Source organism: Octadecabacter sp. B2R22 (assembly GCF_018861045.1).
GTDB lineage: Bacteria > Pseudomonadota > Alphaproteobacteria > Rhodobacterales > Rhodobacteraceae > Octadecabacter.
The window spans coordinates 424,591-438,093 of the sequence record NZ_JAHKQJ010000010.1; the positions used below are offsets into that span (position 1 = coordinate 424,591).

15 protein-coding genes are annotated in these 13,503 nt (G+C 55.5%); 3 read left to right on the plus strand and 12 right to left on the minus strand.

Going from position 1 to position 13,503, the window contains the following annotated elements; translation table 11 throughout:
- Positions 1-67: 67 nt before the first annotated feature.
- Positions 68-910 carry a sugar phosphate isomerase/epimerase gene (locus KO486_RS14950; protein ID WP_252734814.1) on the minus strand — a complete coding sequence of 281 codons (843 nt, stop codon included), beginning with the start codon at positions 908-910 and terminating at the stop codon, positions 68-70.
- Positions 907-1,890, minus strand: coding sequence for a fatty acid desaturase (locus KO486_RS14955; RefSeq protein ID WP_216038076.1), 984 nt, complete (start codon positions 1,888-1,890; stop codon positions 907-909). The genes KO486_RS14950 and KO486_RS14955 overlap by 4 nt, the downstream gene beginning before the upstream one ends.
- A gap of 94 nt (positions 1,891-1,984) precedes the next feature.
- On the opposite strand from KO486_RS14955, the gene KO486_RS14960 reads away from it, so the two are divergent.
- Positions 1,985-2,872, plus strand: a complete 888-nt coding sequence (locus KO486_RS14960) for a LysR substrate-binding domain-containing protein (RefSeq protein ID WP_216038077.1) — start codon at positions 1,985-1,987, stop codon at positions 2,870-2,872.
- Positions 2,873-2,947: 75 nt separating this feature from the next.
- On the opposite strand, the gene KO486_RS14965 is transcribed toward KO486_RS14960, so the two are convergent.
- Positions 2,948-3,235, minus strand: a complete 288-nt coding sequence (locus KO486_RS14965) for a hypothetical protein (protein ID WP_216038078.1) — start codon at positions 3,233-3,235, stop codon at positions 2,948-2,950.
- A gap of 575 nt (positions 3,236-3,810) precedes the next feature.
- Between KO486_RS14965 and KO486_RS14970 the strand changes: the two genes are divergently transcribed.
- Entirely contained in the window at positions 3,811-5,070 is a 1,260-nt protein-coding gene (locus KO486_RS14970; protein WP_216038079.1) for a glycerate kinase, read from the plus strand.
- The gene (locus KO486_RS14975; RefSeq protein ID WP_216038080.1) at positions 5,067-5,966 is read left to right on the plus strand and encodes an endonuclease/exonuclease/phosphatase family protein; all 900 of its coding nucleotides are present in this window, start codon (positions 5,067-5,069) and stop codon (positions 5,964-5,966) included. The genes KO486_RS14970 and KO486_RS14975 overlap by 4 nt, the downstream gene beginning before the upstream one ends.
- Positions 5,967-5,968: 2 nt before the next feature.
- Here the strand turns inward: KO486_RS14975 and KO486_RS14980 are convergent, their stop codons facing one another.
- From KO486_RS14980 to KO486_RS15020, 9 genes are all read right to left on the minus strand, one after another.
- Complete coding sequence (locus tag KO486_RS14980; protein ID WP_216038081.1) at positions 5,969-6,907, minus strand: phosphatidate cytidylyltransferase; 939 nt, start codon at positions 6,905-6,907, stop codon at positions 5,969-5,971.
- Positions 6,904-7,569: a lysophospholipid acyltransferase family protein gene (locus tag KO486_RS14985; RefSeq protein WP_216038082.1), complete on the minus strand. Its 666-nt coding sequence runs from the start codon at positions 7,567-7,569 to the stop codon at positions 6,904-6,906. The genes KO486_RS14980 and KO486_RS14985 overlap by 4 nt, the downstream gene beginning before the upstream one ends.
- 112 nt (positions 7,570-7,681) lie before the next feature.
- Positions 7,682-7,972 carry a hypothetical protein gene (locus KO486_RS14990; RefSeq protein ID WP_216038083.1) on the minus strand — a complete coding sequence of 97 codons (291 nt, stop codon included), beginning with the start codon at positions 7,970-7,972 and terminating at the stop codon, positions 7,682-7,684.
- 30 nt (positions 7,973-8,002) lie between these two features.
- A complete protein-coding gene (locus tag KO486_RS14995) occupies positions 8,003-8,689 on the minus strand; it encodes a PspA/IM30 family protein (protein WP_216038084.1) in 687 nt (228 codons plus the stop codon).
- Positions 8,690-8,803: 114 nt separating this feature from the next.
- Complete coding sequence (locus KO486_RS15000; protein ID WP_216038085.1) at positions 8,804-9,400, minus strand: TetR/AcrR family transcriptional regulator; 597 nt, start codon at positions 9,398-9,400, stop codon at positions 8,804-8,806.
- A gap of 60 nt (positions 9,401-9,460) precedes the next feature.
- Entirely contained in the window at positions 9,461-10,696 is a 1,236-nt protein-coding gene (locus tag KO486_RS15005; protein WP_216038086.1) for a mandelate racemase/muconate lactonizing enzyme family protein, read from the minus strand.
- Between the two features lies 1 nt (position 10,697).
- Entirely contained in the window at positions 10,698-11,051 is a 354-nt protein-coding gene (locus tag KO486_RS15010) for a hypothetical protein (protein WP_216038087.1), read from the minus strand.
- 32 nt (positions 11,052-11,083) lie between these two features.
- On the minus strand, positions 11,084-12,163 hold the full coding sequence (locus KO486_RS15015; RefSeq protein ID WP_216038088.1) for a Zn-dependent alcohol dehydrogenase: 1,080 nt from the start codon (positions 12,161-12,163) through the stop codon (positions 11,084-11,086).
- An 81-nt stretch (positions 12,164-12,244) separates the two neighbouring features.
- Positions 12,245-13,459, minus strand: a complete 1,215-nt coding sequence (locus tag KO486_RS15020; RefSeq protein WP_216038089.1) for a TCR/Tet family MFS transporter — start codon at positions 13,457-13,459, stop codon at positions 12,245-12,247.
- Between the last annotated feature and the right edge of the window lie 44 nt (positions 13,460-13,503).

Consider the following 13,503-nt stretch of genomic DNA (forward strand, 5'->3'; position numbering starts at 1 on the left):
TGTCCACGCTCATCTGGCGTCCGAGTGTATAGGCGCCATCGCCTCCCTGACAGCGGGCGCTACGACCTCAGTCCCCGTCTAGATCGTTCCAGATGTGTTGCACCCAGGATTTGATTTGCAGGGCTTCGTCCCAGCGGTTCGACATCTCGCGCCCATCAGGCCCGGTCATCGCGTAATCTGGTGGACCCAGCTCGCATAGAAACACACAGTTGCCTTCAGGATTGCGCGCGCGCCAGCCCGCAAATCCTTCTTGCCACCAGCCTTTGAACATCTCGATCCACTTCTGGTTTTGCGGAAAGTCCAGTTGCAGCTGGATCTGGCTTCGGCTTGCCACGCGACCTTGAAAACTGTCTGACCGTGCAAGAATACGGCTCATGTGTTCGGCGTCACGCGGGCGTAGGGGGCATGCCATTTCGCGCCCTGTGACGTAGTGGGACAAGTCGGCGCACATCCGCATCTCGGGCACCGCGTCTAGCAGACAGAGCGTTGCGAACAGATCATTGGTGATGCAATCTCGGTGGGTTTCAAACAAGATTGGCATGCCTTCTTGCTCTGACATTTCGATCCATGCGCGGATGACTGGGATCATGCCCTCCACACTCACAGGCATCACCTGCCCTATCACAACCACGAAAGGCGCGCCGAAGTCTTTCGCCATTTTCAACGTTGGCCGAAGCCCTTCGATGGTTTTCGGAAAATCAACCAAAAACGGTCGAAGCCCCGCGCGGGCCATCATCGGTTCAATGCGTTTCACGTCCTCAACCGAGGTCGCGCCAAAATCCAGTGCCATGCCTTGGTAACCAGCATCGGCGACCATTTCGACCACCTCTTCGAACTGCAATTTGACGCCACTTGGGTCATGGGGCTGCATCGCCCAAAGGGAGGTGTAGATATCGAGGGATTGGGTCATTCGGCTTCCACCCGCATGCTGCGTCCGTTCACCGGAACCACCCAGACTTCGTTCATCGGGTACTTGCTTTCGTCCTGTTGGCTCAGCTTCTTGATGACTTCGATTTGGAACTCTATCCACCCCATGCGCCAGACCTCACCGCCAATTTGCGTTTCGATTTTGTTGTTCAGGTCACGCAGCTTCCAAAATGGTACGGACGGGAATGTATGGTGCGCCGTGTGGTATGGCATTTGCCAGCACAGCCAACGGATCACGGCATTCGTGCGCGTGCTGCGAGTATTTTCCAAGATATTATCTTCGTGGCTCAATCCCAAATGCTCGATCGTATTTTGAAGCTGGTGAACGGGTTTGGTTAGGATCATCGGCAAAATCCAAAACGTCAGCCACGCCCAGCTTCCTGCAATCAATGATCCGACGAGGATCGCGACATAAAGAGCGAGGTGGATGCGGCTTTCGCGGATAACTTTGGCTTCTTCGTCAGTTCGAATAAAGGGTTCAACGATAATCCCACGCGCCCGACGCACGACGCCAAATATACGGTTGCGCCAATAGGTAACGCCGCTGAGCCATAAAAGGTAGGTTGTCAGGGTGTAAGGTTCACGCACCAGTTCGCCATCGCGTTCCCAATCTTGGGTCCATCTGTGGTGGGCAAAATGCATGACCTGATCAAAATCGCGTGGAAATATCATAACGAACCCGATCACACGCCCCCAGATTTCATTAACTTTCTTGGTGGCAAAAACCGTGCCATGGGACAGTTCGTGTTGGCCTGCATATAAGAAGTTTAGCAACACCCCTAGCCCAAAACCGGTCGCCAGAACCCAAACGCTGCCCATCGCTTTGGCGTGAAGAACCGCAAACACGACAATGGCACCAACATGGCTTAGGATTTGCATCCACCCGCGCAAGTCAGACCGCGCGTTGAGGTCGCGCAGCTCTTGGGGTTCCAACAACTTACGGCGGGAAAAGCTAGCTTCCATGGCGTGGTCCTTATGAAGTTTGCTAGTCAATGAGTATTCATGTAATTATCACATGTCTAATGATTAAATTTCCCAAAAATCATGAAATAGCCACATGAGTTTACCCCCAATTTCTGCCTTGATTGTATTGGATGCGCTGGCCCGGACAGGGACAGTTCGGGATGCAGCGGTCGCAGTTCGTCTGAGCCAAAGTGCGGTAAGTCACAAACTGAAGGCGCTTGAAGCACAGCTTGGGTTTCAGCTGACCACCGCGAAAGGTCGCGGCGTTGTCCTGACATCAGATGCTCGACGTTACGTGGCCGCAATTCGGCCTGCGTTGTCGATTTTGCACGAAGCGCATAGTGGTTTGGATCAAGCCAAGGGCCCCCTTGAAATCGCTGTTGTGTCCGGGTTTGCGGCGACATGGCTGGCGCCACGGTTGACGGAATTTCGACAACGTCACCCCGCTATCTCTCTTAAACTGAGCAGCGTTGCGGCTGGCGAAGACATCCCCGATTGTGACCTTGCAATCGTGTTTACGGACCGTCCGCCAGAAGGGGCTATCCACCTGTTTGAAGTCACCTTCTTTCCAGTCTGTAGCCCCGATTTCCTCCACGCGCGTGCGCCGCTTATGTTGGAGAACCTCACACCGGACCTGCTGTTGCATCTGAATTCGCAAGACGATTGGCGCCAGTGGTTGGCTCTAAAGGGGCAATCGTTAGAGGTCGGCGAACCGAGCATGATTTTCACAGGCCTGTTGGCAATGTACGCCTCAGCCGAGGCCGGTATGGGGCTGTGTCTTGGTGATGCTGTGACATCGGATCACGCGCTTCGGTCTGGTCGTTTGGTTCGCCCGTTCACATATGAAATCCAAGCGCCCGCGTCTTATTGGGTCACGCCGCCACCGAACGGCTTTACCGCGCCTGCGGCTACTTTTGCGCAATGGCTACGCGCGAAGTTTCAATCATCAAGTCCAAAGCCTGTTGCAGATATGACGTTATAGCATGACGTGCTTGACGAGCGCGGCTTACAAATTGAACCGCAACGCATATTGAGTTTCAAACGCGCCACTCCGCGCTTACGCCATCGGCATTAATCCCTCACGCCTGCATAAGTCCTCAAAGAGCCCGACAAGATAGGGATCATCAGCGGACAGGTGCAGCTTGTCGGCAAATTCATTTAGGGTCATGCCCTGATACGTCATTTCCTCGAAGCGAATATCGGACGCGACAGCCGCTGGCACAGGCGGAATAAAAGGTAAGACCAAGACCGCCGCACACACCGAGGCACACATCGTCAGCCCGGTTTTCACGGTGTCGCGGGAGACCGCCCATCCAAGAGGACCGTCATCGCCCTTTGGAGGCATTATTCGGGATCGGACACGATGCGCATACGATTTTATTCCGTCGAGCCTGCACGCTGATAAGTTTCTCTGAAACAAAATGCTGACCATCCTCTGATGTAATGTCGAGAAGGGTTTACCCTCCCAAAACGGCGCAAAAATGGCGAAACAAAGCAATTTTTCCTATATAATGGTGGTTTTAATGCCGGTTCATTGGGCAACAAACGGGGGGCGGGCCTGACGTCTTCGCTTCTGGAAATTGCGGCAGATGCCATCTACGGGTATTCGCCCCGCCAATCTACCTGCGCTTGTGACCGGACGCGACACACCTTGGTGATACGGGGTCGGTATTTCGGTTTTTGGAGCCGTTTGAAGAACGCAGCTGGTAAGCACGGCATCCGTTTAGGTACGAAAGGAGCGCGTGATTTGGCAGGCTTTTGCTTTGCCTGTTATTGTGTAGTCTTACGCTGTAAAGTCAGAGCGGGGCTTTCGTAGGTCTATGTTTTTTAGTGCGTTAATACGGTTTTGTGATGTGCTGTTAATAGACTTGTGTACGTAAATGCCCCACTCGCCGCACTGCGATTTCGGAGAATTCCCTCGTGAGCAATATTCAAGACCCAAATGAATTCTTACGCGACCTGTTTTCGGCCGCCGTTAAACAAGCTGACCCCATGCGGTGTGTGCCCGCGGCATTGCCACCCAAGCCCGACGGACGGGTCGTCGTGCTGGGCGCTGGTAAGGCGTCGGCTCGGATGGCTGAGGCGGTCGAGGCTGAATGGGGCCCGTGTGAGGGCTTTGTGATTACGCGATATGGCTACGCGCGGGATTGTCAGGGGATTGAGATTGTTGAAGCGGCACATCCCGTTCCCGATCAGGCGGGCGTGGATGCGACGCAACGTTTGCTGGAAATCGCCGAGGGGCTTGGGGCTGAGGACACGGTCATCATGCTGATTTCGGGCGGTGGCTCGGCGCTTCTTTGTGCGCCTGCGGATGGGCTGACATTGGACGACAAGCAGACATTGGCCGCGGATATGCTGGCCAGTGGGATGCCAATTGGGGATATCAACGGAATCCGCAAGGAATTATCGGCCGTCAAAGGTGGGCGTCTGGCGGCCGCTGTGTATCCTGCAAAGATTGTGACGTTGATGATATCGGATGTTCCCGGGGATGATCCAAGCGACATCGCGAGTGGTCCGACCGTTGGCCACGCAGGAAATGCCGATCTGGCAATTGCGACCTTGGCCAAATGGGACGTGACCGCGCCGCCTGCGATTGCCGCTTATCTGGAAAAGGGCGGTGATCCATTGTCACCCGATGATCCACGTTTGGATGGGGTGGAAAACATCATCTGTGCCGCGCCTTCGCAATCTTTGGAAGCAGCAGCGAAGATCGCGCGGGATGCAGGTGTTGATGTGCGTATTCTCGGCGATGCGCTGGAGGGTGAGGCCCGCGATCTTGCGGTTGCCCAATCCGAGATGGCGGTTCAGATCGCCGGGGAAAAGCTGTCTATACCGGTGCTGTTGTTGTCGGGCGGTGAATGCACCGTGACCCGTCGTGGGGATGGTATCGGTGGGCCCAACGCTGAATTTGTTTTAGCGGCAGCACTGGCATTGCGGGGGCATCCAAAAATCCACGTGATCGCTTGCGACACAGACGGAGTAGATGGCGCCGCGGAGGTAGCGGGTGCCGTGGCGGACCCAACGACATTGGCTTTGGCCGAAGCGATGGAAATTTCCGCTGAGGGTGCATTGTCCAATAACAACGCGCACGGGTTCTTTGAAGCCATCGGCGCGCAGGTTGTCCCTGGTCCGACATTGACGAACGTCAATGATTTTAGAGCGATTTTGGTCATGCCATGAGAAGATGGTTCAAACGACTGGCTGTTTTCTTTGCGATGTTTTTCGCGGTGCTGGGGGGCATGGTTGCGTGCAATTCTTTGCCACAACCCGTTCAGCCGCCCACTCCAGAAAACCTTCGGATCGCGACCTATAACGTCCATTACATTTGGATGGGGCGTGAGACGGGGGATTGGTCCGTGGGCGATTGGGAACGGCGCAAGAACGCGCTGCAATTGTCCGTTCGCGCGTTGGACGCGGATGTGATCGGGTTCCAAGAGATGGAAAGCTTTGGGCGCAACATGGCCCCCGCCAATTTGACTTTGGATTATCTGCGCACAAACAACCCCGACTACGCGGCCGCCGCCGTGGGCGACCCTGCCGCGTTTCCATCAACCCAGCCAATTTTCTACCGCACAGATAGATTGCAGTTGCGCGATCAAGGGTGGTTCTTTTTCAGCGACACGCCTGACGTGATTTATTCGCGTACCTTTAACGGATCATGGCCTGCGTTTGCGTCGTGGGCCGAATTTGAAGATACGTCGGGAACGGTGTTTCGGGTCTATAATCTGCATACAGAGTATCGCAGTGCATCCAATCGCCAGCTTTCAGCGCAGCTGGTGGCTGACCGCATCGCAGGCCCCGCCGCCCAAATGCCTGTGTTTGTGATCGGTGATTTCAATGCGGTCAATGGATCAACGACGCTTGGAATTCTGGAAGACGCAGGCGTTACGTTTTGGCCCGCACAGGGATCTACCTACCACTTTAATCGCGGGCTGAACCTGTTTCCTGCCATTGATCATATAGGCGGGACCGAGGGTATCGCCCCAATGGGAAAGACGTTTTCGGTGCGTGGTAAATTTGATGGCGAATGGCCGACAGATCACTATCCGATCGTTGGTGATTTCATTCTGCGTTAGGGCTACATCCAGACCAGATAGGTCACGTGGTAAAAGATCGGTGCGGCGAAGATAACAGAGTCGAGCTGATCAACGAACCCGCCTTGGCCGGGGATCAGGTGTGACCAATCCTTGATGCCTCGGTCGTTCTTAATCGCTGAGATGACCAAGTTTCCAAACATCCCGACAGTGGACGCAAGGGCGGCCATCGCCATGGCCCCAAACATGCTGAACGGCGTGAGCCATGCCAGCAGCCCGCCAATGATCGAGGCGGAAACAACGCCACAGATCATGCCTTCCCATGTCTTGGCAGAAATTCCGGGAATGATCTGGGTTTTGCCGATCCGACGCCCAAAGAAGAAATCAAGTAAATCGCCGAATTGAACGACCATGATCAGGAACGCAATAAGAAGGACACCGCGGTCCGCAGGGTAGCCGTCAAACTCGAGGGTCAGAAGCGCGGGCACATGACTGACGCAGAAGACCGCGATCATCAAGGCCCACTGGGTTTCTGCCACGCGGATCAAAAAGCGGTCCGAATTACCGCGAAGGGCGCTGACGATCGGCAAAAGAAGGAAGACGTAAACCGGAATGAACACGGCAAACAAAGCCTGCCAGCCGAAGCCGATAAAGAGGTATTGCAAAGGGAGAACGACAAAAAAGCCGAGCGCCAGTGACAGGTGATCTGCGCGGCGTTTGTTGGTCAGCGTCATAAATTCCCGCAGGGCCGCAAACGAGGCAAAGGCCGTCAAAATCAAAAGCCCGACCTTTCCCGCGATCAGGGCCAACGTGAACAAGATCACTATCACCCACCAGCTTCGCACACGTGTCTTGAAGGTTTCAACGACTGGGTTGTTGTCGCCCGCCCGCATGCTGAGAACCTCTCCGACGAGGGTAAGGACAATCAAAAGGCCGCAAACCCCGATGAATAACCCGAGAATTTCGGAATCTGTCGACGTCATAAGCGATCATCCTTTGGCGCGAGCGAGACGAGAGCGTTTTCGGCGCGCCGCAGGAAGGCGTCTTTATCTTCACCGTCGTCTACGTGAATTGGTTCGCCAAATGTCACAGTGCAGATCAAGGGCAGGGGAATTACTTCGCCTTTGGGCATAATCTCGGTCACGTTCGACACCCACGTCGGCACAAGGTCGACGTCTGGGCGGGCCTTACCCATGTTATACAAGCCCGCCTTGAAGGGCAGCAGCGGGTCATCTGTCATGTTGCGATTGCCTTCTGGGAAGATGATCAACGAAGACCCGTCATCCAAGGCATCAAGGATGTTTTGCATCGGATCGTGATGTGCGTCGCGGGCTTCGGGGCGACGATCAACGAGGACACAGTTGAAGACCTCCGGCCCGACGAACGCACGTAGTTTGTTTTTCAGCCAGTAGTCTGCCGCTGCAACAGGGCGCACATCGCGGCGTAAGTTGGGCGGCAGGCAGGACCAGATCATTGGCATGTCGGCGTTGCTGACGTGATTGGCGAAATACACCCGTTGCTTGTTGACCGGTTCAATGCCGCGCCAATCCGCACGAACAGCCGTCAGGAATCGCACCAACAGTGAGATTGCTAGTCCGACGATTTTGGCAGCGCCGCGCCGAGGGAGGGACAGAAGTGATTTCATTGCAAGGACATTGGCTGAGGTTCGCACATTTGGAAAGGGGTGCGCCCCGCCCACCCTAGGGACTGGGTTGGGGCAGGGCGCTTGCCGTGAGAGGCAAGAGGGTTGTCGGGGATCAGTCTTTGACGTCGTCGCCGCCAACATATTCGGACAAAATGCGCTCGTTGCGGGCTTCTTCAAGGCGTGTCACACGGTCCTCTGAGAGGCGTTCGTCAAAGCGCAGTTTCACAAAGTTCACCAAGGACAGGGTGAGAAGAAGAATACCAATGCCCCAGTAGCCTTTAGTCGAAAGAGGCACGTCAGGGGACATATAAAGCGAGAGGCCCAGCATCCCGTAGGCGACCACGACACCAGCGCCGTTAAATAGGGTAATCATTGCGTTATCGTTTTTGTTAAAGTTGCTCATCGAATTATTCCTTTTATAAATTTCAGTAAGTTAAGCGGATTTCTTGGACTGTTTCAGGCGGGCCAGTACATCGTCTGCGGTGGTGCGTGTCGCTGCACCAAATCCGTGATCCGCCATACGGTCCGTCAATGTTTCGTGGCCCAAATCCCGATCGATATCGCGCAGGATCTCGGATTGCTCGAACGGGTCGTCGCGGCCCATGACACGGGTGATCAACTCTTCAGCCTCCTCGACGTTGGATGTGTGCCCGATGGTCGAGCTCAGCTTGGACTGGATCGCTTGTTCACGGCGTACAGCGCGGGCTTGGATCGCACCTTGTTTTAGATCGATGATCCGGCGGTGGCCTGCCTCGATAGAATTGCGCAAACGGATGACTTTTTGATCCAGACGGTCGCAGGTTTCATTGCGGATCGTCAGTTCGTTTTCCATCTGGGCGACGGCCTGTGCAGCCTCTGCTGCAAGGTCTTCGCGGCCTTTGTTCAGGGCTTCTTGGGCGCGGCCCATCATGTCGGTAACGCGGTTTTTCAGGCTCGCGCGCTGCCGCTCTTCGCTGCGCTGACGCTGGATAAGAGAGGCGAGCGTGGCCTTGGCGGCCTTAAGAGAGGTTTCAGCCTCGCGAATTTTTTGGTCAATCAATTCAATCGCAAAAGCATCGCGAACGCGGTCTTCGGAGCGGGCGTTAACCCCTGCAATCAGGGTTGAGAGTGTCTTGAACATATCGCTTCCTTTCATGTGTCGCGGTTCACATTGTGTGTGAACGTTGTTCATGAATTGAAGTTAGCGAGGGTGGCGTGATGTATCAAGTATTTTTGTGAACGATGTTCATAAAAATCAGGATTGAGAGGCTAAGTGCCTGAGAATCAATGAAATCATTTCATCAAGTTGGGCGGCGGGAACCCCCGCAGAGGCCTCATCCAGCCCCAAAAGCACAATTCCATGCACCGATGAGAACAAGGCTTTGGTCAAAAGCTGGCGATTCTCGGCGGTGTGATCGGGGAAGATGACGGACAAGGGCGCGTCGATGTAGGCGAACAGCTGGCCCATCTCCTGTAAATACCAATCAGGCGCGGCTTCGCCAGCGGGGCGTTCAATATCAAACAGCGCGCGCCAAAGGTTAAAGTTCTTGGCCGCGAAGTGGTGATAGGCGTGCGACATCACAATCAACTGTTCGGTCGCATCTTGTGGGGCGTCAGCCAAGGCTTCGGCGACAGCAGCGCCCAGACGTTTGAAGGTGCCTGCATTCACAGCCAGCACCAGATCATTCAGATCACCGAACACATTATAGATCGCGCCAAGGGCACAGCCTGCATCCTTCGCGAGGTCCCGCGCACGCAGGTTTTTCAGCCCGTCGGTCTCAATCCGGCGCCGCGCCTGTGCGATCAGGGTTTCGCGCAAAGCGGCGCGGCGCAACTCGACTTTTCCAGCCATGACGGTCTCCAGTGAACTTTGTTCAAAGATAACAGCGCCAGAGGCGTGCGCAAGCTTGTTCTAGGGCTCGTCTTTGACCGGCGCGCCGCCCGCAAACAGATTAGGTGCGTGGTAGCCGATCGGATCTTCCTGCATCTGTAGATGCAGCCCGTCGTCCGTAAGTGGGTGCGCCCGTGCGAGATCTTCGTCTACTTCAATGCCAAGACCAGGTGCCGTGGGAACATTCACATAGCCATTCTCAATCGTGATCGAGGATTTGATCAGCGCGTCGTGGAACGGTGTCTCGATGGTCTCGCACATCAGAATGTTGGGTAGGGTCGCCGCGAGCTGGACGTTTGCAGCCCATTCAATCGATCCCGCGTAAAGGTGCGGCGCGACTTGGGCGTTGTAGACCTCGGCCAGTGTCGCGATCTTTTTGGTTTCCCAAATGCCACCAGAACGCCCAAGGGCAGGTTGCAGGATATTGGCAGCCCCGCCGCGCAAGATCGGTGCAAATTCGGCTTTCGTGGTCAGACGTTCGCCTGTGGCGACAGGGATTTTGACCGCTGACGCGACCTTTGCCATTTCGGCAACTGAATCCGGTGGAATAGGTTCTTCGTACCAAAGTGGTGAAAACTTCTCGATGGCTTGGCCCATGCGGATCGCGCCACCTGTCGAAAACTGGCCGTGAGTGCCGAACAACAGATCGGCGCGCGTCCCAACGGCATCGCGAATTTTCTGGCAGAACGCGACGCTTGTTTCAATGTCATGCATCGAGGGCATATGGCCGCTGCGAATGGTGTAGGGGCCTGCAGGGTCGAATTTGACCGCCGTGTAGCCCTTCTCGACCATGCTCACCGCGACTTCGGCAGCCATGTCGGCACTGCCCCAAAATTCAGGCAGCGGGTGGTGGGGGGCGGGATAAAGGTACGTATAGGCACGGATCTTATCGTTAAGTCGCCCACCGATCAGCGCGTGAACAGGGCGATCACGATCTTTGCCCAAAATGTCCCAACACGCGATTTCAAGGCCGGACCACGCGCCGATGACTGTTAGGTCGGGGCGTTGGGTGAAGCCCGATGAATAAACGCGCCGAAACATCAGCTCGATATTTTCGGGGTTCTCACCCTGCATGTGCCGTTCGAACACATCCTTAATGACATGGGTCATCGCATCGGGGCCTACGGATGATGCGTAGCATTCGCCCCAGCCTGTGATGCCTGTATCGGTCGTGACCTTGACCAAGATCCAATAGCGTCCACCCCAACCAGGGGCAGGCGGGGCCGTTATGATGACGTCTAGATCTTGGAGTTTCATGTCAAAGTCCCATTGCGTTGGCGAAGGCCATTAGTGCTGAATCGATATATTGGATGACCTCGACAGGCCCGAAGAAATACAGGTCTGGCGCTTGGATGTCATCCATATAGATTTGAAGCTGCAAGCCGCTTTGGGCGTTGAGAACGATGTCACGCGTTTCATCTACAGCCATAGCCCCGACAGCAGAATCGACAACCGCCAATGCGCCTTGGTCGATGGTGCCAGGGGCAAGTCCTTCAAGAAACGGCCGCACGTTTTCACTGTCGAAATTCATCGACGTTTCAGCGGCGTGGCCAGCAACCGGCTGTGCCTCTTGCGTAGGTTTATTGAACAGGCTTGATAGGAAACGGATCATGTATCGGCCTTCGTTTTGAAAATGGCCGCTGGCTAAAACACAATCACGTTGCGTTTGGCGGCCCCTGTCTTGGTATCCTCAATCGCTTCGTTGATCTGGTCAAGCGACCATGTCCCCGAGATAAGTTCGTCCAGCTTCAAACGGCCTTGTTTGTAAAGGTCAACCATCCACGGGATATCGCGTTTGATCACCACGTCGCCCATCTTTGAGCCGATCATGCTTTGGCCGGCAGCGGCGAAATTGGCCGCCTCGTATTCCGAAAAGGCACCGGATGGCGGCATTCCAACCATGACGACGTTACCGCCTTTGGCTAGGTAACGTGGCGCTTGGTCATAGACCGGTGCAACACCGACGGTGACGAGGACAGCATCTGCGCCGCGGCCCATGGTTTTCTTGGCTTCTTTCCACGGCTCTCCCGTTGCAAGAACCGCATCGGTCGCGCCAAATTCTTTGGCCACATCGAGTTTGGACGGCTCCATATCTACGGCCACGATGCGGCGCGCACCTGCGATGGCCGCCCCTTGGATCGCGTTTAGACCAACGCCACCTGCACCGATAATAACAACATCCTGACCGGGGCGGACTTTGGCGGCATTCACGACCGCACCAATGCCAGTGATGACGCCGCAGGCCAAAAGACTGGCGGCTTCCATGCTGATCCCATCCGGGAGCGTCACAACCTGAGAGCTGTCCACGACAACCTTTTCGGCAAAGCCACCACAGGCCATCGCTTGGTGGAGCTTGCCGCCATCGGTGGTTTTGATCGGACCATCGTCACCGTCATATGGTTCTTCGCAGTTGGTCGGACGGGCCGCAGAACAGGACGGGCAGGAACCGCAAGCGCGGATCAGTGTGACGACGACCTTATCGCCCACGTTTATACCGCGTGCGTTCGGGCCTGTGGCGGTAACAGTTCCAGCTGCCTCGTGGCCATAAACGGCGGGCAAGGAGCCACCCCAATGACCTTCGGCGTACGTAATGTCGGAATGGCAAATCGCACAGGCGGCAAGGGTGACTTCGATCTCTTCACCGATGGGCGCACGGATTGCGATGTCTTCGATTGAGAACGGCTCACCAAATGTATGGCAGACTGCGGCTTTGATTGTGGACATTGGGCGCTCCGGTCAACTCTTTTGATGGAGCGTGGCGATGTCGTGAGAAGGACGCAAGCACGAATGCGACAAGCGGTGTCCTTACTGGACGACAGTCCGTTTGCGCCCCAAGAAGACGATCAAGCAGGCGATCATGATTGCAGCCGACAACGCAAAGGCCGCGCCCGGAAAGTAAGCGCCAGTTTCGTTGGTAAACGCCCAGAACAATTGCGTCATAACAAGCGGCGAGAAAATCATGGCCATGGATCGCGCAGAAGAGATAACGCCCTGCAATTCACCTTGTTGGTCATCGCCTGCGCGTTTTGACATCAGGCCTTGCACTGCAGGATTAACAACAGCCCCCAATGACGTAAGCGGGATGAATACCAACGCAACCCAACCGTTGGTGATCAATGTCAAAGCAATGAAGGCTAAGAAGTTAAATGCAATCCCGTAGATTATGGTGATGCGTTCACCCCAATGTTTCAGGGCAACACGGATCAAGACGGCTTGAACAAAGGCCATGCCGACCCCGAACAATGCCAGCGAAACGCCGACCATGCCGGGCGACCAGCCGAAGGCCTCTTTCGTGAAATAGGCCCATGTAGCGGGATACGCGATGAACGCGAACTCATATAGAAACACCAGCAGGATCAGGCGGCGCAAACCATCCAACTGCGAAAGCGCCTTGAACGCGCCAAACGGGTTTGCGCGGCGCATCGAAAACGGGCGGCGAATGCGGTCAGTTACAGTTTCCGGCAGCACGAAATATCCAAAACACAGGTTGATCGCGCCAAGTGCGGCGGCGGCGTAGAACGGCGCACGGGTGCCAAGCTCGCCCAACAAACCGCCGATCACTGGCCCCAAGACGAAGCCGAGCCCAAAAGCCGCCCCAAGCAGCCCGAAGTTCGCAGATTTTTCTTCGGGCTCTGAGATATCCGCAATAAAGGCGTGTGCGGCGGATTGAGTTGCGGCTGTTATGCCTCCGATAACCCGCGTCACGAAAAGCAGCCAAATGGTCCCAGCCACAGCCATGATCAAGTAGTCCAGCGTCATTACAAACAACGAGATAAGTAGAATAGGGCGGCGACCAAAACGGTCGGACAATGATCCAAGAACCGGTCCGAAGATAAACTGCATTACCGCAAACGTGGTGGCCAGAATACCGCCCCAGATGGCGGCTGTGCCGATCGTGCCACCGTTTACCTCAGCGATGAGGTCCGGCATCACCGGCAGAATGAGCCCGATGCCCATGGCATCAAGGGTCAGTGTCATCAGGATAAACAGGAAGGCGCGTTTGCGCTGGATGGGTGTCATGTTGGGCATTTAAGGGCGTGACGCCAAAATGAGAAGAGGGCAGG

Excerpts from the sequence above, each read along its gene's own strand:
- KO486_RS15020 (WP_216038089.1), bottom strand. The coding sequence starts at position 13,459 with ATGACACCCATCCAGCGCAAACGCGCCTTCCTGTTTATCCTGATGACA.
- KO486_RS15000 (WP_216038085.1), bottom strand. The coding sequence starts at position 9,400 with ATGGCTGGAAAAGTCGAGTTGCGCCGCGCCGCTTTGCGCGAAACCCTG.
- KO486_RS14975 (WP_216038080.1), top strand. The coding sequence starts at position 5,067 with ATGAGAAGATGGTTCAAACGACTGGCTGTTTTCTTTGCGATGTTTTTC.
- KO486_RS14990 (WP_216038083.1), bottom strand. The coding sequence starts at position 7,972 with ATGAGCAACTTTAACAAAAACGATAACGCAATGATTACCCTATTTAAC.
- KO486_RS14965 (WP_216038078.1), bottom strand. The coding sequence starts at position 3,235 with ATGCCTCCAAAGGGCGATGACGGTCCTCTTGGATGGGCGGTCTCCCGC.
- KO486_RS14980 (WP_216038081.1), bottom strand. The coding sequence starts at position 6,907 with ATGACGTCGACAGATTCCGAAATTCTCGGGTTATTCATCGGGGTTTGC.
- KO486_RS14960 (WP_216038077.1), top strand. The coding sequence starts at position 1,985 with ATGAGTTTACCCCCAATTTCTGCCTTGATTGTATTGGATGCGCTGGCC.
- KO486_RS15005 (WP_216038086.1), bottom strand. The coding sequence starts at position 10,696 with ATGAAACTCCAAGATCTAGACGTCATCATAACGGCCCCGCCTGCCCCT.
- KO486_RS15010 (WP_216038087.1), bottom strand. The coding sequence starts at position 11,051 with ATGATCCGTTTCCTATCAAGCCTGTTCAATAAACCTACGCAAGAGGCA.
- KO486_RS14995 (WP_216038084.1), bottom strand. The coding sequence starts at position 8,689 with ATGTTCAAGACACTCTCAACCCTGATTGCAGGGGTTAACGCCCGCTCC.
- KO486_RS14985 (WP_216038082.1), bottom strand. The coding sequence starts at position 7,569 with ATGAAATCACTTCTGTCCCTCCCTCGGCGCGGCGCTGCCAAAATCGTC.
- KO486_RS14955 (WP_216038076.1), bottom strand. The coding sequence starts at position 1,890 with ATGGAAGCTAGCTTTTCCCGCCGTAAGTTGTTGGAACCCCAAGAGCTG.
- KO486_RS14950 (WP_252734814.1), bottom strand. The coding sequence starts at position 910 with ATGACCCAATCCCTCGATATCTACACCTCCCTTTGGGCGATGCAGCCC.
- KO486_RS15015 (WP_216038088.1), bottom strand. The coding sequence starts at position 12,163 with ATGTCCACAATCAAAGCCGCAGTCTGCCATACATTTGGTGAGCCGTTC.